This is a genomic window from Cryptosporangium japonicum, from assembly GCF_039524755.1.
Classification (GTDB): domain Bacteria; phylum Actinomycetota; class Actinomycetes; order Mycobacteriales; family Cryptosporangiaceae; genus Cryptosporangium; species Cryptosporangium japonicum.
Window position 1 is genome coordinate 195,145 of the sequence record NZ_BAAAGX010000016.1, and the last position, 20,456, is coordinate 215,600.

23 protein-coding genes are annotated in these 20,456 nt (G+C 73.1%); 9 read left to right on the plus strand and 14 right to left on the minus strand.

Annotated features, from left to right (window positions below; translation table 11 throughout):
- Positions 1–198, minus strand: a 198-nt coding sequence (locus ABD437_RS20500; protein ID WP_486304009.1) for a VOC family protein, incomplete at its 3' end; no start/stop codon positions are given.
- Complete coding sequence (locus ABD437_RS20505; RefSeq protein ID WP_344650492.1) at positions 195–749, minus strand: DinB family protein; 555 nt, start codon at positions 747–749, stop codon at positions 195–197. The genes ABD437_RS20500 and ABD437_RS20505, both read right to left, overlap by 4 nt.
- Positions 750–810: 61 nt before the next feature.
- Here ABD437_RS20505 and ABD437_RS20510 point away from each other — a divergent pair, with 61 nt between their 5' ends.
- The gene (locus tag ABD437_RS20510; RefSeq protein ID WP_344650493.1) at positions 811–1,767 is read left to right on the plus strand and encodes a helix-turn-helix transcriptional regulator; all 957 of its coding nucleotides are present in this window, start codon (positions 811–813) and stop codon (positions 1,765–1,767) included.
- Here the strand turns inward: ABD437_RS20510 and ABD437_RS20515 are convergent.
- Entirely contained in the window at positions 1,741–2,967 is a 1,227-nt protein-coding gene (locus tag ABD437_RS20515; RefSeq protein ID WP_344650494.1) for an MFS transporter, read from the minus strand. The two genes, ABD437_RS20510 and ABD437_RS20515, sit on opposite strands and share 27 nt — an antisense overlap.
- A 67-nt stretch (positions 2,968–3,034) precedes the next feature.
- Between ABD437_RS20515 and ABD437_RS20520 the strand changes: the two genes are divergently transcribed.
- The gene (locus ABD437_RS20520; protein ID WP_344650495.1) at positions 3,035–4,003 is read left to right on the plus strand and encodes an ArsR/SmtB family transcription factor; all 969 of its coding nucleotides are present in this window, start codon (positions 3,035–3,037) and stop codon (positions 4,001–4,003) included.
- Here the strand turns inward: ABD437_RS20520 and ABD437_RS20525 are convergent.
- Both ABD437_RS20525 and ABD437_RS20530 read right to left on the minus strand, forming a co-directional pair.
- A complete protein-coding gene (locus ABD437_RS20525; RefSeq protein ID WP_344650496.1) occupies positions 3,992–5,686 on the minus strand; it encodes a cholesterol oxidase substrate-binding domain-containing protein in 1,695 nt (564 codons plus the stop codon). The two genes, ABD437_RS20520 and ABD437_RS20525, sit on opposite strands and share 12 nt — an antisense overlap.
- A gap of 111 nt (positions 5,687–5,797) precedes the next feature.
- Complete coding sequence (locus ABD437_RS20530; RefSeq protein ID WP_344650497.1) at positions 5,798–6,994, minus strand: SfnB family sulfur acquisition oxidoreductase; 1,197 nt, start codon at positions 6,992–6,994, stop codon at positions 5,798–5,800.
- A 56-nt stretch (positions 6,995–7,050) separates the two neighbouring features.
- Here ABD437_RS20530 and ABD437_RS20535 point away from each other — a divergent pair, with 56 nt between their 5' ends.
- Both ABD437_RS20535 and ABD437_RS20540 read left to right on the plus strand, forming a co-directional pair.
- Entirely contained in the window at positions 7,051–7,509 is a 459-nt protein-coding gene (locus ABD437_RS20535; RefSeq protein WP_344650498.1) for a hypothetical protein, read from the plus strand.
- A 319-nt stretch (positions 7,510–7,828) separates the two neighbouring features.
- Positions 7,829–8,758, plus strand: a complete 930-nt coding sequence (locus ABD437_RS20540; protein WP_344650499.1) for a DUF7710 domain-containing protein — start codon at positions 7,829–7,831, stop codon at positions 8,756–8,758.
- Positions 8,759–8,832: 74 nt separating this feature from the next.
- Here the strand turns inward: ABD437_RS20540 and ABD437_RS20545 are convergent, their stop codons facing one another.
- Entirely contained in the window at positions 8,833–9,396 is a 564-nt protein-coding gene (locus tag ABD437_RS20545; protein WP_344650500.1) for a TetR/AcrR family transcriptional regulator, read from the minus strand.
- Positions 9,397–9,462: 66 nt separating this feature from the next.
- Between ABD437_RS20545 and ABD437_RS20550 the strand changes: the two genes are divergently transcribed.
- Together ABD437_RS20550 and ABD437_RS20555 are read left to right on the plus strand one after the other, a co-directional pair.
- Positions 9,463–9,840, plus strand: coding sequence for a VOC family protein (locus tag ABD437_RS20550; RefSeq protein ID WP_344650501.1), 378 nt, complete (start codon positions 9,463–9,465; stop codon positions 9,838–9,840).
- A 41-nt stretch (positions 9,841–9,881) separates the two neighbouring features.
- Positions 9,882–10,481 carry an AAA family ATPase gene (locus ABD437_RS20555; RefSeq protein ID WP_344650502.1) on the plus strand — a complete coding sequence of 200 codons (600 nt, stop codon included), beginning with the start codon at positions 9,882–9,884 and terminating at the stop codon, positions 10,479–10,481.
- On the opposite strand, the gene ABD437_RS20560 is transcribed toward ABD437_RS20555, so the two are convergent.
- The 5 genes from ABD437_RS20560 to ABD437_RS20580 form a co-directional block, all read right to left on the minus strand.
- Positions 10,445–11,104 (minus strand): response regulator transcription factor, encoded by a 660-nt coding sequence (locus tag ABD437_RS20560; RefSeq protein ID WP_344650503.1) that lies wholly within the window; start codon positions 11,102–11,104, stop codon positions 10,445–10,447. The genes ABD437_RS20555 and ABD437_RS20560 overlap by 37 nt on opposite strands.
- Positions 11,101–12,219: a sensor histidine kinase gene (locus ABD437_RS20565; protein ID WP_344650504.1), complete on the minus strand. Its 1,119-nt coding sequence runs from the start codon at positions 12,217–12,219 to the stop codon at positions 11,101–11,103. The genes ABD437_RS20560 and ABD437_RS20565 overlap by 4 nt, the downstream gene beginning before the upstream one ends.
- A gap of 4 nt (positions 12,220–12,223) precedes the next feature.
- On the minus strand, positions 12,224–13,720 hold the full coding sequence (locus ABD437_RS20570; protein WP_344650505.1) for a multicopper oxidase family protein: 1,497 nt from the start codon (positions 13,718–13,720) through the stop codon (positions 12,224–12,226).
- A gap of 104 nt (positions 13,721–13,824) precedes the next feature.
- Positions 13,825–14,937 carry an SGNH/GDSL hydrolase family protein gene (locus tag ABD437_RS20575; protein ID WP_344650506.1) on the minus strand — a complete coding sequence of 371 codons (1,113 nt, stop codon included), beginning with the start codon at positions 14,935–14,937 and terminating at the stop codon, positions 13,825–13,827.
- A gap of 22 nt (positions 14,938–14,959) precedes the next feature.
- Positions 14,960–15,361, minus strand: coding sequence for a nuclear transport factor 2 family protein (locus ABD437_RS20580; protein WP_344650507.1), 402 nt, complete (start codon positions 15,359–15,361; stop codon positions 14,960–14,962).
- Positions 15,362–15,439: 78 nt separating this feature from the next.
- Between ABD437_RS20580 and ABD437_RS20585 the strand changes: the two genes are divergently transcribed.
- The gene (locus tag ABD437_RS20585; RefSeq protein ID WP_344650508.1) at positions 15,440–16,006 is read left to right on the plus strand and encodes a TetR/AcrR family transcriptional regulator; all 567 of its coding nucleotides are present in this window, start codon (positions 15,440–15,442) and stop codon (positions 16,004–16,006) included.
- A gap of 18 nt (positions 16,007–16,024) precedes the next feature.
- On the plus strand, positions 16,025–17,368 hold the full coding sequence (locus ABD437_RS20590; protein ID WP_344650509.1) for a glucose-6-phosphate dehydrogenase: 1,344 nt from the start codon (positions 16,025–16,027) through the stop codon (positions 17,366–17,368).
- 78 nt (positions 17,369–17,446) lie between these two features.
- Here the strand turns inward: ABD437_RS20590 and ABD437_RS20595 are convergent, their stop codons facing one another.
- From ABD437_RS20595 to ABD437_RS20605, 3 genes are all read right to left on the minus strand, one after another.
- Positions 17,447–17,716, minus strand: coding sequence for a hypothetical protein (locus tag ABD437_RS20595; RefSeq protein ID WP_344650510.1), 270 nt, complete (start codon positions 17,714–17,716; stop codon positions 17,447–17,449).
- A gap of 144 nt (positions 17,717–17,860) precedes the next feature.
- Positions 17,861–18,286 carry a universal stress protein gene (locus ABD437_RS20600; RefSeq protein ID WP_344650511.1) on the minus strand — a complete coding sequence of 142 codons (426 nt, stop codon included), beginning with the start codon at positions 18,284–18,286 and terminating at the stop codon, positions 17,861–17,863.
- A gap of 43 nt (positions 18,287–18,329) precedes the next feature.
- Positions 18,330–19,442, minus strand: a complete 1,113-nt coding sequence (locus ABD437_RS20605) for an NDMA-dependent alcohol dehydrogenase (RefSeq protein ID WP_344650512.1) — start codon at positions 19,440–19,442, stop codon at positions 18,330–18,332.
- A 108-nt stretch (positions 19,443–19,550) separates the two neighbouring features.
- Here ABD437_RS20605 and ABD437_RS20610 point away from each other — a divergent pair, with 108 nt between their 5' ends.
- On the plus strand, positions 19,551–20,447 hold the full coding sequence (locus tag ABD437_RS20610) for a helix-turn-helix domain-containing protein (RefSeq protein ID WP_344650513.1): 897 nt from the start codon (positions 19,551–19,553) through the stop codon (positions 20,445–20,447).
- Positions 20,448–20,456: the final 9 nt, after the last annotated feature.

A 20,456-nucleotide genomic window follows, 5' to 3' on the forward strand; every position in this document is an offset into this window, starting at 1 on the left:
CGCCGATCGGCTGTTCCGGAACTCCTCCGGGACGCCGATCCGCGCGAGGAAGTCGTCCCAGGCCGCCAGCGGGTCGGCGTCCGCGGGCACGTCGACGCCGGGCGGGCCGGGGATGACGTAGCCCAGGGCGTCGGCCCAGAACACCGACTGCGCGCGGGGGTCGTGGGCGTCGAAGGTGACCTGGACGGTCCGGCTCATCGGGGCGCTCCGTTCGTGTGCTGGTAGAGGTCACGCAGGAGCGCGACCTCGGAGAGATGGTGGATCAGTTCGCGGTGGATGTGCAGCACCAGGTCGGCCATCGGGGCGTCCGGGTAGGGCTCCTTCGCCCCGACCGGCACCGCGAGGTCGTCGTCACCGAGCCCGCGGACCCCGGCCGTCCAGACGTCCAGCTGAGTGTGGAGCTGGTCCAGGGCGGCCTGCGCGGTGCCCGCGTACGCCCAGGTCCCGTAGGCCGCGGGCGGCGCGCCGAAGTGGGCCGCGTTGCGTGCGGCGAGCACGCCGACGATGACGTGGCCGAGCCGCCAGGCGATCGTCGTGAACGGCGGCGGTGTGGGTTGGGGGAACGCGAAGTCGATCGTGAAGTCCCCGGTGCCCGGTTCGCCCTCCGCGGTTCGCCGGCGCACGTTCCAGGCCTCGCCGGGCACCGGTGACCAGAAGTACTCGTCGTCGGTGAGGCCGGCCAGGCGTTCCCGCACCTGACTGTTCCAGTGCCATTCCCACTGCTCACGAAGTGCGCGGTTCCAGTTCATGGGGACACTGTGGCAGCCCTGGCGGACAGGATCGGTCCGCTATTCGTGGTGAACTGGGTTCATGGACACGGCCGAGCGGGTGCTCGCGTTGCTGGGGCTGCTGCAGCAGCGCCAGGTCTGGACCGGGCCCGACCTCGCCGAGCGGCTCGGGGTGACGGCGCGGACGGTACGGCGCGACGTCGAGCGGTTGCGCACGCTCGGGTACCCGGTGCACGCGAGCCAGGGGGTCGGCGGCGGGTACCAGCTGGGGCCCGGGCAGGACCTGCCACCGCTGCTGCTCGACGACGAGGAGGCGATCGCCACCGCGGTGTCGCTGCTGGCCGGGGCCGGTGGCGGGGTGGCGAGCGCCGGTGACGCGGCGCTGCGGGCGCTGACGAAGCTCGACCGCCTGCTGCCGACCCGGCTGCGGTCGGAGGTGCGTGCGCTCTCCGGGGCGGTGGAGTCGTTCGGGCGCGGCGGGCGGACGCCGGTCGACCCGGACGTGCTGATGGTGCTGGCCCGGGCCTGCCGCGATCAGGTCGAGGTGGAGTTCGCCTACTCGTCGGGTCCGCGGCGGGTCGAGCCGTACCGGCTGGTCTCGTCGGACCGGCGCTGGTACCTGCTGGCGTTCGACCGCGACCGCGACGACTGGCGGACGTTCCGCGTCGACCGGATGACCGCGGTGACCGCGCGGACGTGGCACTTCCGGCCGCGGGCCGACGCTCCGGACGCGGCGACGTACGTGCACGAGGGCGTCGCGAGCCGGGTCTACGCGCGCCGGGCGCGGTTCCTGGTGCACGCGCCGGCGGAGCTGGTGCGCGACGAGATCCCGGTGTCGGCGGCCGTCGTGTACCCGGCCGGCGACGGGCGGTGCGAGGTGCGTGCCGGGGCCGACAACCTCGACGGTGTGCTGCTGCACATGGCGCTGCTCGACCACGAGTTCGTGGTGCTCGACCCGCCCGAGCTGGCGGCCCGCTGCCACGAACTGGGCACCCGCCTCCGTGCCGCCGGCTCATCCGCCCGGCCGGAACCCGGCTGACGCGGGTGCCACCCGGCGCACGCGGGACGCGTACCCCACCACCAGGCCGACGGTGGGCAGCGCGATCACGGCGCCGCCCGCGATCACGGCGTGCACCGGGGCGAACTCGGCGGCGGCGCCGGCGAGGGTCATGCCCAGCCCCTGCGCGGTCATCGACCCGGCGGTCAGCAGCGTCATCGCCCGGCCACGCAGGTGCTCGGGCACCACGTCGAGGAACCACGCGTCGACGCCGAACGTGTAGACGATCCCGGCGCCGACGCCGATCTGGCAGAGCAGCGCCACCGCGACCCCGGGGTGGGTCAGGTAGCCCAGCGGCGGCAGCGTGGCCGCGAGCACGACCGGGAAACACAGCCGCACCCGCGCGCGGTGGCCGAGCAGCGTCCCGGCGAGCAGCGACCCTCCGATCGCGCCGATCGGCATCCCGCACATCAGCGGCCCCAGCCCGGCCGGGCTCGCGCCCAGCGCGCCGACGTAGGACGTCAGCAGCCCCTCGGACACCACCACGAACATCGGCGGCACCCACGCCAGCGCCAACAACGCCCGTACCCGACGATCGGCGAGCAGCACCCGCGCGCCGCTCCACGAGGCGCTCAGCAGCGCGCCGCCGTCCACCGACCGCGCCGGGCGCGCCGGTGTGCCCACGGCGAGCAGCAGCGCGGAGACCAGGAACGTCGACACGGTGACGCCGAGCACCGCCCGGGGCGGGATCGCCGCCAGGAGCACGCCCCCGACCGCGAACCCGGTCAGCTGCGCGGTCTGGTTGGTCACCCGGAGCAGCGAGGTGCCGAGCGAGAACAGCGCACCGCCGGGCAGGACGTCGCCGAGCGTGGCCGCCCGCGTGCCGGCGAACACCGGGGCGATCGCCGCGACGACGCACCGCAGCGCCAGCAACGCGGCCACCGGCATCCACGGCACCAGCAGCCCGGCGGCCAGCCCGGCGCACACCAGGTCGCAGGTGACGAGCACGCGGCGCGCCGGGAACCGGTCGGCCACCGCCGAGAGCACCGTGCCGCCGAGCACGTACGGCAACAGCCCGAGCGCGAACGTCAACGCGCTGAGCAGCGGCGACGCGGTGCGCTGGAAGACCAGCACGGCGAGCGCGAGCTCGCACACCACGGTGCCCAGCGTGGAGAGCGCGTGGGCCGCGAACACGAACCGGAACTCCGGCACCACCAGGACCGCACGGTAACCCGTCGACATGGGCGGCAGCGTCGCGCGGCCCGGCGTCGGCGGAATAGTCTTTCGGCTGCTGACGAATGAGAGACGGATGCCTCTCCGACTCCGCTTCGCCGAAGCGGACCTTCTGCGGTGCCGGTTCGCGGTGTCGCCGCTGTGCGAGACCCACGAGGCGGTGCGTACGCTGCTCCGGCCGGCGCGGCACGGCTACCACCAGGCGTGGCTGGGCCGTACCCGGCCGGATCTCGGGCCGTTGCCGCTGCTCATGCCGGTCGCCGGGTATACGCCGGACTTCCTCGGCCCGCCCCCGGCCGCTCCGCTCGGCCGCGACCCCGACTTCGCCGACGAGCTCGCGCGGCTGCGCGCCACCGATCCGGACGCGGCGCGGGCCGAGATGAGCCGCTCGTTCGCGAGCACCGGCGCCGACACGACGCACCCGGCGCGCCGTCGTCTGCTCGACGATCCGGCCGCGGCGGTCCGGGCGCTGGCCGACGCCACCGAGCGGGCCTGGGACGCCCTCGTCGCTCCGCGGTGGGACCGGCTGCTGGCCGTGCTGGAGGCCGACATCGACGAGCGTTCGCGCCGGGTGGCCGCCGGTGGGCTCGGTGCGCTCTTCGACGGCCTGCACCGCGACCTGAGCTGGGACGGCGGCACGCTCACGCTGCACAGCGGCAGCGCGTCGTTCGCGCAGGACCTGGCCGGGCGGGGGCTGCTGCTGATGCCCAGCGTGTTCGCCTGGCCCGAGGTGATCAGCGGGTTCGCCGCACCGTGGCAGCCGACCGTGATCTACCCGGCGCTGGGGATGGCGCGGGCCTGGGAGATCCGCCGAGCGGCGGAGCCGCTGTCCCGCCTGCTCGGGCCGAACCGGGCCGCGCTGCTGAGCGGCCTGGACGAGCCGACGTCGACGACCGCGCTGGCCCGGCGGCACCGGCTGGCCGCGTCCACGGTGTCCGCGCACCTCGCGGTGTTGCGCGACGCCGGGCTGGTGACCGCCCGGCGGCAGGGCCTCGCAGTGCTCTACCGCCGGACGGCACTCGGCACGGCGCTCCTAGGGCAGTAGGACGTCCAGGAACGTGTTGCTGAAGATGCGGTGCGGGTCGGCCGCGTTGAGCGTGGCCCGGGCGGTGTCCCAGTTGTCGCCGGACGGCTGCCCGGCGCGGAGGCTCTGCGGGATGCGCCCGGTGAGCGTGGCGTTGTCGGTCCAGGCGCCGGACGGCGTGACCGCCCACGCCTTCGACCACTCCGGACGGACGGTCGCGTAGCTGCCGCTGTAGTTGGCGACGATCCACGCCTCCATGTCGGCGTAGAACGCGTCGCACTCCGGGGTGCCGGGGATCGTGCCCATGTCGAGCCAGACCACGGTGTCCCACTCCGGGTGGTCGGGGCGCGGCCGGGCCGCCGAGAGCTGAGGGCTCACGCCGCCGCCCGCCACCTCCGCCGGGGCGTCGACGCCGGTCACCCGGATCTCGACCGGGCCGTTCATCGGGAACTTGCCCTGGGCCTGGTAGGCGGTGATGCGCTCCTGGTACTTGACGTAGAACTCGTGGACGACCCGCTGGGCGTTGGCCCGCGAGGTGAGCACCGCGTACCCGGCCTCGACGATGCGCAGCGTGGTCGGCTGGACGTAGAGCAGCGAGTTCTTCGACCAGCCCCAGATGTCCCAGGTGCCGGTGACGATCAGCCCGGAGCCGACGATCGAGATCTGGAGGTTCTGGAACGCCGGGGTGCCGCTGACGTCGCCCTTGACGATCTTGGACAGGAAGTTGCTCTGCTCGGGCGTGAGGAAGTTGGCGAACGTGTACGCGTAGGGCGCGGTGACGGTCTTGGAGAGCACCGGTTTTGTCGGTGCGATGGTCCAGACTTTGAGCCAGGGCCGGTCGGTGAACGGGAACCAGATCGCTTCCACCCGGCCGCTGGAGTTCAGGTAGCTCGAGAGCGTGCGCCCGCCGGTGCCGGGCGCCCCGAACAGCGTGGCGGTGGGGATGTCGTAGAAGCTCTGGCAGCGCAGCCTGGTGTTCGTGCCCACCTGCAGCGTGGCGCTGACGACGAACGCGCGGCCGAGGTGCACCAGGAACGCGGCGATGTCGGGCTGGGTGCGGGTGTAGGTCTTCAGCGCGTAGGCGGTGCCGTTCCACGCGACCACGGTGAGCGAGAGGACGAGGTTGCTGAGCGTTCCGTAGCTGGTGCCGGGGATCCGGGTCTCCCCGGTGGCCGGGACGGCCGAGCCGTGGGCCCCGATCGCCAGCACGCCGCCGACCGTGAGGTTGCCGGGGGCGGTGAGGGCGGCCAGCCCTTTGCCGGCGTTCTCCAGGGCGACCGTGAGCTGGTCGATCGTCGCGCCGGCCTGCACGGTGACGCTGCTGCTGCCGACCTGGATGCTCTTGAGGTTCCTGGTCAGGTCGACGAGCACGACCTTGCTGACGTCGGCGCCGGCCGGCAGGAGCGTCGGCGACCAGCCGTGGCTCATGCCCTTGGGGCGGACCCGGTAGCCGTTGGCGTGGGCCCAGTTGGCGACCGTGACGACGTCGGCCGGGGTGGCCGGTGCGCAGGTCCAGACGTCGGCGAGGTCGATCTCGCCGGACCAGTTCACGTAGGCCTGCTGGTAGAGCTCGATACCGGAGGGGAACGCGGGGGGCGGGGCGAGCGTGGCGGCGGACGCCGGAAGGGCGAACGCTTCGGCGGCGAACCCGGCGGCGGCGAGTGCGGCCGCGCCTTTCAGGACGGTTCTGCGGTTGACGGGCATGGACCACTCCTCTCATCGGCGAGAGTGGGTGTGACCAAGCGATTGCTTGGGGTACGCGACCGTACTCCTCTTCGATGGTGTGGTTCCAGAGGTCCGATGTGGCCTTAAGGCTTAGATCAGAGTGTTCGCCGGGTCGGGGCCTTCGCCGGTGACCAGGAACGTGCCCAGCGCCAGCTCCTTGAGCCGCGCCGGGTCGTGCAGGGTGTGGGTGCGGGCGTTGCGCCAGTGCCGGTCCAGGTCGTGTCGGCGGTCGGCCGCGCTCGAGCCGGAGAAGTCGAACAGCCGGGTGGCGACGTCGAGCGCGACACGACCGGCGAACGCCTTGGCCGCCGCGACCTCGAGCCGGGCGTGGGTGACCCGGTCCGGAGCGGCCTGGGCGTCCGCGCCGGCGCCGGCGGCGTCCGCGTCGTCCACCGCACGGGCCGCGGAGACCAGCAGCGCCTCCGCGGCACGCACGTCGATCTCCAGCTCACCGGCGAGCCGGACCAGGTGCGGGTCGTCGACCGCCCGGTCGTACCCGGAGCCGTGCGCCGGCCGGGCCTTGTCCCGCAGGAACGCCACGCCGTCGGTGAGCGCGCCCCGGGCGATGCCGACCTCGATCGCGGCGTGGATGATCTGGCCGAACGCGGAGAACGTCGTGCCGGCGACGACGCGGAACGGCCGGCGCAGCACGTGTGCGGCCGGCACCACGACGTCGGTGAGCCGGGTCGTGCCGCTGAACGTCGCCCGCTGGCCGAACGCGTTCCAGTCCTGGTCGACGTCGACACCCGGCGTGTCCCGGCGCACGTAGGCCACCGAGACCTCGTCGAGCTCGTCGAGGCCGAAGACCGGGATCCACTGGGCGGTGAGCGCGCCGGTCGAGTAGTACTTCGTGCCGTTCACAACGTAGTCGTCGCCCCTCGGCAGGATCCGCGTCCGGTAGGCGCGCGAGGTCGTGGTGCCCCGCTCGGAGAGGGCGTTGCCGAGGCGCGCGCCGGCCAGGAACTCGGCCGCGAAGAACTCGCGCTGGGCCGGGGTGCCCGCGCGCAGCACCAGGTCGACGAACGCGACGTGGTTCTGCGGGATCTGGCCGACCGCGGGATCGGCGGCCGAGAGCACCCGGAACACCTCGGCGACGGTGGCGGTGCTGACACCGGCGCCACCGAGCTCCCGCGGCACCCGCAGGCCGAGCAGGCCGGTCGCGGCGAGCTGCTCGAGCTCGCGGTACGGGAGCGCGGCGGTGGCGTCGCGTTCCTCCGCACCGGCCCGGAGCGTCGGGGCGAACGCGGAGGCGGCGGCGAGGACGGCCGCGTCGTCGGGAAGGATCACGACGCCCACCCTAGGGGTGGCCCCGGCCACTCGACGTCGAGCTGCCGCGTGAGCGGTTGGTCCGGGCGCTGGAGCAACGCTGGGATCGCCGGCTGACCACCCTGGTCGCCGGGGCCGGGTTCGGGAAGACCACCGCACTGGCCCAGGCGTTCCGGGCGTCCGCGCTCGCTCCGCGCGGCATCGAGGCCTGGGTGAGCTGCGACCCGGAGCACGAGGACGCCGGCCGGCCGATCCGGGCCCTCCTCGACTCGCTACCGGGGGGCGCGGACGCGACCGACGTCGTCTCCGCGGTGATCGCACTCGCGCCGGCGGAGGTCTGCGTGACCGTCGACGACGCCTGCTCCGCCTCGACACCGACGATCTCGCGTTCACCGACGTGGAGGTCACCGCTCGGGGGCGTCGGCTGGCACCCCACACGGGCGTTGGCCGAGCGGCCCGGTACGACGGCTGGCCCGCGCTGGCCCGGCTGGCGCTGTCACGGCAGTTCGCCGTTGGTCACCGGGTTGCCGTTGTAGCACTCGTCCTGCGGGTGATCGCCCCCGTCGAGATGGTAGCGATCGCGGCCGCCTGTGCCTCGGTGAAGCCAGCGCACTCAGGCACGGCCTGCGCCGGTGCCGCGGCGAACACGGTCAGCGCCGTCATCAGAGCGAGACCGGCGGTCGCCGCCAGCCCTCGTGTCACATGCATCAGTTCTTCCCCTTCGTGGGTGTCGGCCACCGCGTTCGCGGCGCCTGCCGGAAGGGTCCGGGGGCGGCGTTAGCCGATCGCCAACGGGAGACGGAGGCTGACTCGAGCGTGCGGCCCGGCCGCCCCGGGGTGACATGATCACCATCGATGAGCAGCGATGAAGGTTCCATCCTCCGAGAGGCGCGTCAGCACCTTCGCACGCAGGTGAACGGAGCACTTCGTCGGCCCGGCATGTACGGCCGTCAGGAGACGGCGGAGCGGTTGCTGCTGGATGCGATGGCGGCCGTGGACGGCAGCTCACCTCGGTGGGAAGCAGAGCTCGACGGGCTCCGCAAACGCCACGCCTTCACCGCCACCGGAGTGGAGGGCGCCTACAGCAACGTGCTACCGGCAGACGGGTTGCGCGACGCCACCGCGTCGCTCTACGCCGCCATCGCGCACCGATGCGGCTGGCTCGACCTGGATCGAACCTTGGCGGCAGCGGAATACCACCGGTTGGCTGCGGACATCGACGACTGGGTCCGGGAAGATCGGACGCTTTCCCAGGCCCTCGACAGGTTCGGCGCCCCATCGCTGTGGGTCGGCGGCCGTAATCCTTTGTGGCCCAAAACACTCTGCTACGCCACGGCGAATCCCGACGACGAACTGATCTGCATTCACGTGTGGAACTCCGTGGGGAACTCCGACGCTGATGAGCAGGAGGGGATCCATCCGGAGCCGGTGGTTCTAGCCGTGCGCCATCGTCCGGGTGACTTTCCCCGTTCGTTCTCGTTCACCCCGGAGGGGATGCGTCGCCGGCCCACCGATGACCAGCGAAGTCCGCTGCGCACGACGGTCTGGATCTTCCACGGTGACCGGGCCCGCTACGCGTCAGGTGTCTTCGAGACCGAGAAGGCCGGGCTGACCTGGGCGGCCCACCACCGCGTGACCGGTGTCCTCGCCGAGTATGCCTACGGTGGCACCTACGACGCTGCGGTCAGCGAAGGCCGCTTCACGGCGTCCGAGGCTGGCCACGGCGTCGCCGCTGTTACTCCCGGCCTGCGGCGTGTCCACCTGGTTGACGGCCACTGGGACTGAACGGACACGCAGTGACCAGATTCGACCGGACAACCCGAATGCCCAGATGCCGCTGACTGTGGTTCCGGCTTGCCCTAGGTCGTGGCCCGGGTGAGTGCGTCGCGGACGATGTGGTGGATCGCGGCGTCGTGGAGGGGTTCGCGGGAGAACCAGCGGCGGTAGAAGAGGGGTCCGGCGATCGCGGCGACGAGGTCGGCCGGCTCCCGGCCGGCTGCGAGTTCGCCTCGGGCCTGGGCGCGTTCGGTGACGGTGGTGAACGGTTCCATGATTTCGGCGTGGAGGGTGGTGTGCAGGCCGGCCAGGTCGGGGTCTCGTTCGGCGGCGTCGATGATCGAGGGCAGGACGGCGGCCCAGCGGGCGGTACGCAGCTGCTCGGCCAGCCGTTCGGTCAGGGCGGTGAGGTCTCCCGCGAGGCTTCCGGTGTCGGGCGTCTCCGGTGGTGTGCCGATGCTCGAGCAGGCGTCGAGCAGGAGCGCGACCTTGGACGGCCAGTGCCGGTAGATCGTGGTCTTAGCCACTCCGGAGCGGCGGGACACTTCCTCGATACTGACGCCGCCGATGCCGCCCTCGGTCAGTAGCTCATAGGTCTGCGCGAGCACCGCCGCTCTGGATTTCTGCACGCGACTGTCGGGGGCCATCAGTGAACTCCGCTCTCTACTCCGCTACGCTACTGTATCGTAGCGGAATGATGAAGGAGAGTTCAGATGAAGCTCGCATCGGTACGGCTGGTGACTGATGACCTGGCCGCGCTCACGGCGTTCTACCGCGTCCTCCTCGCCACCGATCCGGTGACTCCCTTCGGTGGTGAGGACTACGTCGAGATGCACGCCGGCGGGGCGGTCCTGGCGCTGGTGACCACCGCGGGCGTCAACCGTTACAACAACGGGGCGGCCTCGGCCCGGGCCAACCGTTCGGCGATCCTGGAGTTCCAGGTCGAGGACACCGATGAGGTGCGTACGCGGCTTGACGGCCACGTCACCGACTGGGTTCAGGAGCCGGTCAGCCAGCCCTGGGGCAACCGGTCGATGCTTTTCCGCGATCCCGACGGGAATCTCCTCAACGTGTACTCGACCCCCAACTAGCGGCTGGGCCGGGAGCCGGCCCTCGGCTGCTACGGTTTCGCATGCCGAGTGGCCAGGCGTCCGAGCACGGCGCGCGCACGTCCCCGGAGTCGTCCGTCCTGGTGGTCCTGCGGGGGAACTCCGGCTCGGGCAAGAGCACGGTCGCGCGCGAGCTGCGCCGGCGGCACGGGCGCGGATGTGCGCTCGTCGACCAGGACTACCTGCGGCGCAGCGTGCTCTGGGAGCACGACGTGGCCGGTGGGCTGGCGCCGACGCTGATCGCCGCGACCGCGCGGGTGGCGCTCGCGCACGGGTACTCGGTGGTCGTCGAGGGAATCCTGACCGCGGAGCGCTACCGCTCGGAGCTGGTGGCGCTCGCGGCCGGGCACCCCGGACGCTCCACGTTCTTCTGGTTCGACGTCAGCCTGTCCGAGACGCTGCGCAGGCACGCGGGCCGGTCGCTGTCGGCGACGGTGGGCCCGGACGCGCTGACCAGTTGGTACCTGGAGTCGGATCGGCTCGGGGTGCCCGACGAGCACGTGATCGCCGAGTCCTCGACGCTCGAGGAGACGGTCGCGTTCGTCGCCGAGCGCAGCGGGCTCCCGCAGGACGGGCGCACCGAGGACTACCTGCCGCTCGGCCGGACCAGGCCGGTCTCGTAGGCGAGCACCACCAGCTGGGCCCGGTCGCGGGCGGCGAGCTTCGTGATGATGCGGGTGACGTGGGTCTTCGCGGTGAGCGGGCTCATCGCCAGCGCGTTGCCGATCTCGGCGTTGTTGAGGCCCCTCGCGATCAGCGTGAGGACCTCGCGCTCGCGGTCGGTGAGCGCCGCGAGCCGCTCCGGGCTCGACTCCGGTGGCTCCACCCGGCGGCTGAACTCGGCGATGACGCGCGCGGTGACGCTCGGGCTCAGCAGCGCCTCACCGCCGGCGACCACCCGCACGGCCCGGCAGAGTTCGTCGTGGCTCACGGTCTTGGACAGGAAACCGCTCGCCCCCGACCGCAGCGCCTCGAAGACGTAGGCGTCGATCTCGAACGTCGTCAGGATCACGATGCGGACGTCCGGCTGGGCGGCCGCGAGCCGGCGGGTGACCTCGAGGCCGTCCAGGTGCGGCATCCGGATGTCGAGCAGCGCCACGTCCGGACCGACCCGGGCGGCCTCGCGCAGCGCCTCCGGGCCGTCGGCGGCCTCCGCGACGACCGCGATGTCACCGTCGAGCTCCAGCAGGCTGCGCAGCCCCACCCGCACGAGCTGCTGGTCGTCCGCGAGCAGCACCCGGATCACGCGCCCTCCTCCTCGGCCGGTAGCCAGGCCCTCACCTCGAAGCCGCGGCGCGCGGCCGGCCCGGCGCGCAACGAGCCGCCGAGGCTCGACGCCCGCTCGTGCATGCCGGTCAGCCCGTGCCCCCACGCCCCCACCGGGCCGCCGCGCCCGTCGTCGGTGACGGTCACCGCCACCCCGTCCGGCGACCGGTCGACCACCACCGCCGCGGTGGACGCGGACGCGTGGCGCAGCACGTTGGTGAGCGCCTCCTGCACGATCCGGTAGACGGTCAGCCCCACCGCGGGCGGGTAGGGCCCGGCCTCGCCGGAGCGGGCCAGCGAGACGGTCACGCCGCTGTCCGCGGCCCGGCTCACGAGCTCGTCCAGCTGCGACTCGTCGGGCAGCGCCAGCACCGGCTCCTCGCCGTCACGCAGCAGCGTCACGCTGGCCTGCAGCTCGCCGATCGCGTCCACATTGATCCGGCGGGTGCCCTCCAGCAGCGTCTTGGCCGCCTCCGGATCGCGGTCCACCAGCTCCTTGGCCAGCGTGATCTGCAACCCGACGACCGCCACGGTGTGCGCGGTGACGTCGTGCAACTCGCGGGCGATCCGTAACCGCTCGGTGAGCACGCGCTCGGACGCCTCCCACTCCCGCTGCCTGCGCTCGGCCGCGAGGCGCGCCCCGAACTCCGCCGCGAGCCGGTCCCTGGTGCGCACCGCGGTGCCCGCGACCAGCGCCAGCGCGTACACCGCGACCTCGCGCACGACCATGTCGAGCAGCTCCAGCGGCGGCACGCCCGCACGCAGCACCCACCCGGCCCCGATCAGGATCGCGACGGCACCCACCCCGGCGCCGGTGAGCACCCGGCCGGTCCGCGCGACCGTGTACAGCGGCACCAGCAGCGGCCACAGCGGCCCCATCCCGGGGAACCCGGTGCTGTTGTAGGTGAGCACCGCGACCAGCGACGCCACCAGCACGGTCACCGGCCACCGGCGGCGCACCAGCAGCAGCGCGCCGAGCGTGACGCCGAGCGCGGACGCGGCGGCCACCGCACCCGGCCGGGCCTCCTCCGGGCTCACCACCACCGCGACCGTCACGGCCACCGCCGTCACGACGCTCAGCACGACGTTGACCACAGGCTCACTCCCCGTGCCGATGCGCCGGCGCGACGCCCCCGGACCCGACCACGACGTACTGCCCCATCATCCCCGCATCCTCGTGCGCGAGCAGGTGGCAGTGGTACATGTACGGTGTCCGGGCGTCGACGTGCGTGCCGTAGCGCACCGCGAGCGTCACCGTGCTGTCGGCCGGCACGAACACGGTGTCCTTCTCGCCGCGTTCGGTCTCCGGCGGCGCCGCGCCGTCCCGGTCGAGCAGGTGGAACGAGGCGCCGTGCACGTGGACGTTGTGCACGTTCTGGCCGGGGTTGCGGATCTCCCACCGTTCGACGGACCCCGGGGCGACCCGCCGGTCGATCCGCCCGTGCTCCAGCACCGCGCCGTTGAGGTGGAACTCACCGAGCTCCAGCCGGAACGGTTCGGCGACGGTGATCGCGGGTCGGCGCACCCCGGTCGTCAGCCGCTCCGGCACGGCCGGTGAGGGACGCAGCGTGGCCGCCGCACGCACCTGGACGACGTCGAACGTGTCGTCCCCGCCGGCCAGCCGCTGGGTGAGGACGTTGCCGCCGAGCTCGGGCGGCCAGGACCGGAGCACGACCCGCTCCCCCGGCTCGAACTCGACGACGATCTCGGCGCGCTCGCCCGGGGAGAGCCGCAGCCGCGTGCACCGCACCGGCGTCTCCAGCCACCCGGCGTCGGTCGCGACCAGCGTGACCGCGCGGTGGTCGGCGAACCCGAACGAGTAGACGCGGGCGTTGGAGCCGTTGACCAGCCGGAACCGCACCCGCCGGGTGACCACGTCGACGTACGGGTCGTACCCGCCGTTGACCAGGATCGTGTCGCCGAGCAGCCCGGTCGTGGCCAGGCCGCCGAACCCGAGGTTCGCCTCGTCGAGCCGCCCGTCGCGGGTGACGTTCCGGTCCTGGACGATCAGCGGGACGTCGTCGACGCCGTAGTCGTGCGGGAGCGTGTCGCTGTACTCGTCGTCGACGAGGAAGAGCCCGGCGACGCCCCGGTAGACGTGCCGGGCGGTGGTGCGGTGCAGGTGCGGGTGGTACCAGAGCGTGGCCGCGCGCTGCTCGACCGTCCAGGTCGGACGCCAGGTCGCGCCGGGCGCGATCGGCTGGTGCGGGCCCCCGTCGGCGACCGCGGGCAGGTGCATGCCGTGCCAGTGCAGGGAGGTGGTCTCGGGGAGCCGGTTGGTGACCGCGACGCTCACGCGGGCCCCGCGGCGGGCACGCAGCGTCGGCCCGAGGATCGCGCCGTTCGCACCCCAGGTCGGCGTGCTGCGGCCCGGGAGCAGCCCCGACTCCCCGCTCCGCAGCGTGAGCGCGGCGCCGGTGCTCGCGTCGAGCTGCGGCGGGATCGGCAGCCGGTTGCGGAACCGCAGCGTGCCGACGTTGCCGCGCCCGGCGTCGGCCCAGACGAACCCGGCGAGGCCCGCGGACGGCACGACGACCAGCGCGGCCGCCGCCGCGCCCCAGCGCAGCACGGCCCGGCGGGTGGGTGTTGTCGTCATGCCGGGAACGCTAGGAATTCGGCCGGGCCCGCTCATCCTCCCGCCGGTGTCGGCCGCCTACTCCCGCGGGAGTACGTGTGGCACCGCCGAGGGGCTCACCGTGGTCAGGCGGAAGGGGTCAGTGAGTGCGCGAAGCGGTCGGCGATCAGGCGGTGGGTCGCGGCGTCGGGGTGGAGGCGGTCGGGGAGGGGGTGCTCGGCGTGGTCGGCCTCGCCGTACAGGTCGAGCCCGTTCACCAGGCGCAGGTGCGGGTCGGCGCGGACCCCGACGAGCCTCGTCAGCTCGTCGCGGATCACGGTGAGGGTCAGCTTGTCGGGGGCGGGTTCGCCGGTCGCGACGAAGGCCACCCGGCCCTCGCGCAGCGCGTCGACGTCGAAGGCGCCCGGGCCCGGCGTGTTCTCGTGGATCGGGCAGTACAGCGGCGAGATCACCACGATCGGCGTCGTGGGGTGGCCGTCGCGGATCGTGTCGAGCAGGCCGTGCACGGCCGGGGCGAACGCCCGGCGGCGCATCAGGTCGGCGTTGACCAGGTTGATGCCGATCTCGACGCTGATCAGGTCGGCGTCGCTGTCGCGCAGGATGCGCCCGACGAACGGGTCGAGCAGCGCGCTGCCGCCGAAGCCCAGGTTCGTCACGTCGGCGCCGGTCGCCGCCGCGGCCAGCGCCACCCAGGTCGTGGACGGGCTCGCCGCGTTGGAGCCCTGGCTGATCGAGCTGCCGTGGTGCCACCAGCGCGGCCCGGCGTGCTCCGCGGCGGTGACCGGCGCGTTCGCCCGCAGCGCGACGAGCTCGGTGGTCTCGTGGTGCGGCAACCAGATCTCGACCCGCTTGTCGTGCCCGGGCAGGCCGTCGAACGTGAGCGTGCCCGGCTCGCCGACCTGACGCGTCACGGTGCCGGCCGCCGGGTCGACGGTGACCGTGTCGCCGCCGCCTACGCTGCGCTGCGCGGTCAGCACACCGTCGACCAGCAGGTCGTAGACGCCGTCCGGCCGGTCGGGCACGCCCGGGAACTCCCGCCGGGTGCGCACGCTGTCCAGCTCGACCGTGGTGGCCGTGGTGCGCAACGCCAGCCGCACCCCGGCCGGCTGGGCCTCGACGGTGTCGAGCTGCGGGTCCTGCGCCTGGGCGCGGGCCCACGCCGGGAGCCGGTGCGGACGCAGACCGCGGTCGGTCCGCTCGATCTCGACGGCGCCGTGGATCAGGTCGGGGGTGAGCATGCCTCCGATAGTACTTCGGGTTTTAGCTAGTTGCATTAGCTAGTACGCGACCCAGCCGGGCGTGGTCGTGGTAGTCGTGCGTCTCGGCGATGAGCCCGTCGCGGGAGCGCAGATACTGAACGTTCGAGACGCGGACACGCGCTCCGGTGGTCGTCACCTCCACGTCGTAGTCGAACTCCGCGATCGCGACGTCGGGATCGACGGTCTCGTGCACGACCAGCTTCGTGACCGCGAAACGGACCGGCAGGGACGTCATCCGGGCGAAGTGCTCGGCGATCTCGGCGCGGCCGTTCAGCACGGTCGGCTCGGGCAGGGCCAGCGGGATCGTCACGTGGGCGTCCTCGGCGTAGAGCGCGGCGAGCTGCGTCCAGTCGTCGGACGACAGGCCGTCGAGCAGGTGGCGGAACAGGTCGGCAGCAGGCATGGTTCTCTCCTCTAGAATCGGAGTCGTGACTCCGATTCCCTACGATACGGAGTCTCGACTCCGTTTGTCGAGGCCCCGATGACCGCCGACCGTCCGCTGCGTGCCGACGCCCGGCGCAACCGCGCCAAAGTGCTCGAGGCCGCCGAGACGGTGTTCGCCACCCGCGGCACCGGCGCGTCCACCGAGGAGATCGCGCAGGCCGCCGGCGTCGGCATCGGCACGGTCTTCCGGCACTTCCCCACCAAGGAGGCGCTGCTCGAGGCGGTGTTCCTGTCCCGGCTCGACCGGCTCGCCGCCCAGCTGCGCGCCGCCGCCGACCAACCCGACCCCGGGCGGGCGTTCCGGGAGCAGATCGCGCTGGCCGTCGACGCGTCACCGGCGAAGAACGCGATCGCCGACGCGCTGGCCGCGGCCGGCGTCGAACTGGACGCGGTGAAGGCCGGTGTCGGCACCGGCGTACGCGACGCGCTGGACCTGCTGCTCCGCCGCGCCCAGAGCGCCGGTGCGGTCCGCGCCGACCTCGACGTGCCGACCGTGATGGCGCTGCTGATCGGCGCCTCGTACGGCGTCGAGGCGGCCGGGGACGACCGCGGGCGGCGCGCGCTGGTCATCAACGTCCTGCTGGACGGCATGAGTGCCGGGTGAGACGGGCATGGCCGGTACATGACCGACCAGACCTTGCTCATTCTCGGCGCCAGCGGTGACCTGACCGCGCGCCTGCTCCTGCCCGGGCTCGGGAAGCTCCTGGAACTCGGCGGCGCGAAGGACATCGCGCTGGTGGGCTCCGGAATGGACGACTGGGACGACGAGCGGTGGCGCGCCCGGGTGCGCGAATCGTTCGGCCGCGACGAGGAGATCGACGCCCGGTACCTGCGTGCCGACGTCACCGACGGCGACGACCTCACGCGCCTGCTCGACGCGTGCCACGGCGAGATCGTGATCTTCTTCGCGCTGCCGCCCTCGGTCACCGCGAAGGCGTGCGCGGCGCTGCGTGACGTCGGCCTGCCCCCGGGCACCCGGCTCGTGCTCGAGAAGCCGTTCGGCGTCGACGAGAAGACCGCGCACGCGCTGAACGCGCTGCTGGTGCAGCTGGTGCCGGAGGCACGGATCCACCGGGTGGACCACTTCCTCGGCAAGTCGACGGTGCTGAACATCCTCGGCCTGCGGTTCGCCAACCGGATCTTCGAGCCGGTGCTGACCAACCAGCACGTCGAGTCCGTCGACATCGTGTTCGACGAGGACCTGGGCCTGGAGAGCCGGGCCGGCTACTACGACGGCGCGGGCGCGCTCGTCGACATGATCCAGAGCCACCTGCTCCAGATCCTCGCGATGATCGCGATGGACGCCCCGCCGAGCCTGGACGCGCACGAGTTCCGCGACAGCAAGGCGCAGGTGCTGCGGGCGACACACGTCTGGGGTGACGACCCGCGGACCGCCAGCCGCCGGGCGCGCTACACCGCCGGGACGATCGGCGAGCGGTCGCTGCCCTCGTACGCCGACGAACCGGGCGTCGACGCGGCCCGGGGCACCGAGACGCTGGCCGAGGTCGTGCTCGCGGTCGACACCTGGCGGTGGGCCGGGGTGCCGTTCCGGCTGCGGTCGGGCAAGGCGGTCGGGAACCGGCGCAAGGAAGCGGTCGTGACGTTCAAGCCGGCGCCGTGGGTGCCGACCGGGTTGACCGGCCCGGACCGCCCGGACCGGCTCCGGATCCTGTTCAGCCCGGACCGGCTCGAGCTCGACCTGGACATCAACGGTCCCGGCGACCCGTTCGTGCTGGACCCGGTGACGCTCGGGTCGGACTTCGGGCCCGGCGCGCTGCCGCCCTACGGCGAGGTGCTCCGCGGTGTGCTGGAGGACGACCCGACGCTGTCGGTGCGCGGTGACACCGCCGAGATGTGCTGGCACATCGTCCAGCCGGTGATCGACGCGTGGCGCGCCGGCGAGGTGCCGCTGCAGGAGTACCCCGCCGGCAGCGCCGGTCCGTCCGACTCGCTGCTGCCGGGCTAGGGCCTGTTTCACAGGTTCCGGCCGCCGTGGGCGTCGTCCGGTCCCGGCCCGGGAGGCCGTCGACGGCGGCCTCTCCGGTCAGGCGTCGGTGGGCAGCACCCGGTGCCAGAAACGGAAGGCGCCGATCGTGGTCGGGCCGTTCGGGCCGACGGTGACCGCGCCGGTCGGGAGGCCGGCCGGGAGCGCCGGGGCCTCGTCCGGCACGGGCTCGGCGGACGTGCGCGCCAGCTGCGCCCCGATCAGTCCCTGCAGCACGTAGGCGAAGTGCTGATCGCCCACCGGCGCCAGCGGCGCGCGTACCGGCCGCCCTACGGCCGTGGTCGCGTCGATGCTCGAAACCTGGGTCATGTCCACCTCCTCGGATGTGCGGTCGACGAGCTCATCGGTGCCCGCCGCACCGATGCGAGGTCCGCCGGCGCCACGCTCCCGTCGCGCACCCACCCGGGGAGCCGCCCCGCTCACCGCACCCGTCGCGCACCCGGCACGCACCCGTCAGGGCACCACCGTGACCGGCCATCGGCCGGCCTTCACGAGCCGGACGGCCAGGGAACCCACCCAGCGGTGGCCCGCGTGCGTCGACGCGCCCACCACCACCGCGTCGGCCCGCTCGTCGCTCGCCACCCGGCAGATCTCGGTGAACGGGTCACCGCGGACCGCGAGGAACCGCACGGTGACCCCGGCCCACGTCGCCGACGACTCGATGCTCTCGCGCAGCTCGGCGATGGTCTGCTCGACGGCCTCCTCGGCGACCTGCATCGCCTCCGGGGACATCGACGCGAGCGCCGGCCGCGAGGCGACGTAGACGACGAGGAACTCCGCCCCCTGGCGCCGGGCCAGCCCGGCCGCGTACGCCCCGGCCCGCACGGACGTGGGGCTGCCGTCCACACCGGCCAACACGAGGCCACTCCGGCGTTCCACGGGACGACACTATGCCGTACCGCGGAACGCCGGGGTGCGGACTTCAGTGCTCGTGGATCACGACCCCGCGCACGTTCTCCCCGTTGAGCAGGTCCTCGTAGCCCCGGTTGACCTCGTCCAGGCGGTAGGTCCTGGTGACGATCTCGTCGAGCTTGAGGTTGCCGTTCCGGTAGAGCCCGAGCAGCCGGGGGATGTCGGTGGTGGGGTTGCAGTCACCGAACAGGCTGCCGCGCAGCTGCTTGCGGAACAGCGTCATGATCGACCCGGGCAGCTGGATGTTCACCGCGTCGAGCTTGTTGAGCGCGGTCAGCACCACGATGCCGGCCTTGCCGACCAGGTTGAACCCGTCGGCGACGTTCTCGGTGGTGAGCAGGCCCGGGGTGAGGATCGCGGAGTCGGCCATCTGCCCGTGGGTGAGGTCGGAGACCGTCTGCAGGGCCTCCCCGGCCGACGCGAACACGTGGGTGGCGCCGAGTTCCTGCGCCTTGGCCCGCTTGTTCGCCAGCGGGTCGATCGCGACGACGTTCTTCGCGCCGGCGAACGCCGAGGCCTGCACCGCGTTGATGCCGATCCCGCCGACGCCGAGGATGACGACCGTGTCGCCGGGCTTCACCTCGGCGGTGTTGATCGCCGACCCCCACCCGGTCGGCACCCCGCACCCGACCAGCACGGCCTTGTCCAGCGGCACGTCGTCGTCGACCTTCACGACCGAGCTCTGGTGGATGACGCCGTACTGGCTGAACGTGCCGAGCAGGCACATCGCGCCGTACTCGCCGGACCGGCCGGTGATCGGGAACCGGCCACCGGGCAGTGAACCCTCCAGCAGGGTCGCGCCCAGGTCGCAGATCGACTGCTGGCCGTTCGCGCAGTACCGGCAGACCCCGCAGTTCGGAATGAACGAGCAGACGACGTGGTCGCCGGGCTTCACGCGCGTGACGCCCGGCCCGACCTCCTCGATGACGCCGGCCCCTTCGTGGCCGAGGACCATCGGCAGCCGGGCCTCCAGGTCCCCGTGCGCGATGTGGACATCCGAGTGGCACAACCCCGCGTAGAGGTACCGGATCAGCACCTCTCCGTCGCGCGGGCGGTCCAGTTCGACTTCTTCGATCTCGATCGGCTTACCGGGCTCGTAGACGACGGCGGCCTGGGTTTTCATGGGCGCTCCTCGCTCTGACGTTGAGCTGGATACGCCCCATCGTCACCCCGCGCCCGGCGATCCGGAACCCACTTCGTCAGAAACAATCGAGTCGTACGCTCTCGGAGCATGGGCAGCTACCGGGGCGACGCGGGGCTCCGCGCGTTCCGCGCCGAGCTCGCCGACACGCTCGTCGACCAGGACGTGTTCGCCGACGACGGGCCGTTCCGGGCCCGCCTCTCGGTCGCCGGGATCGGTGGCGTCGGGTTCGTCGACGCGGACGTCTCGCCGGTGCGCTCGCGTCGCCGCGCCGGTGACGTCCCGGGCGGGTCCGGGGTGTTCCTGCTGCGGGCCCGGTCTGCGGACGGCGTTCTCGAGCACCGGGGCGGCGCGGAGCCGATCCGGCCCGGGCGCCTGGTGGTGGTACCGGCCGGCGAGTCGTTCACGGTCTCCTACCGCGGCCCGGCCCGGCTGACGTTCCTGGCCGTGCCCGGCCCGGTCGTCGCGCGGCGCTACCCGCAGTTCGCCGGGGCGATCCGGGGCACGGCGCTCTCGCCGTTCACCCACCGGCTGTTCGGTGCGCTCCGCAGTGCCGCACCGGGCGAGGCCACGACCGCGGCGGCGGTGCTCGACGCGCTGCTCGGCGCCGTCGCCGGGGAACTGACACCGCCCGGCCCCGGCGCGGACGTGCGCGCGGACGCCGCCCGCCTCGTCGAGGAGCACCTCGGTGACCCGCGGCTCGGGGTGGCGTTCCTCGCGTCCCGGCTGGGGGTCTCGGTACGCACCGTGCACCGCGCGTTCGCCGACGGCGGGGAGAGCGCGGCCGCCTCGATCCGGCGCCGCCGGCTGGAGGAGGCCGCCCGGCGGCTGCTCCGGAACGCCGCGCCGGTCGGGGTCGTCGCGGCCGATCTCGGCTTCGCCTCGGCGTCCCGCTTCGCCGAGCAGTTCCGCGCCCGGTACGGCTGCCCGCCGTCGCGGTGGCGCGAGCAGGCGGACGCCGTGGCACGAATCGTGTCGCCGCACTGACCAGCGGAT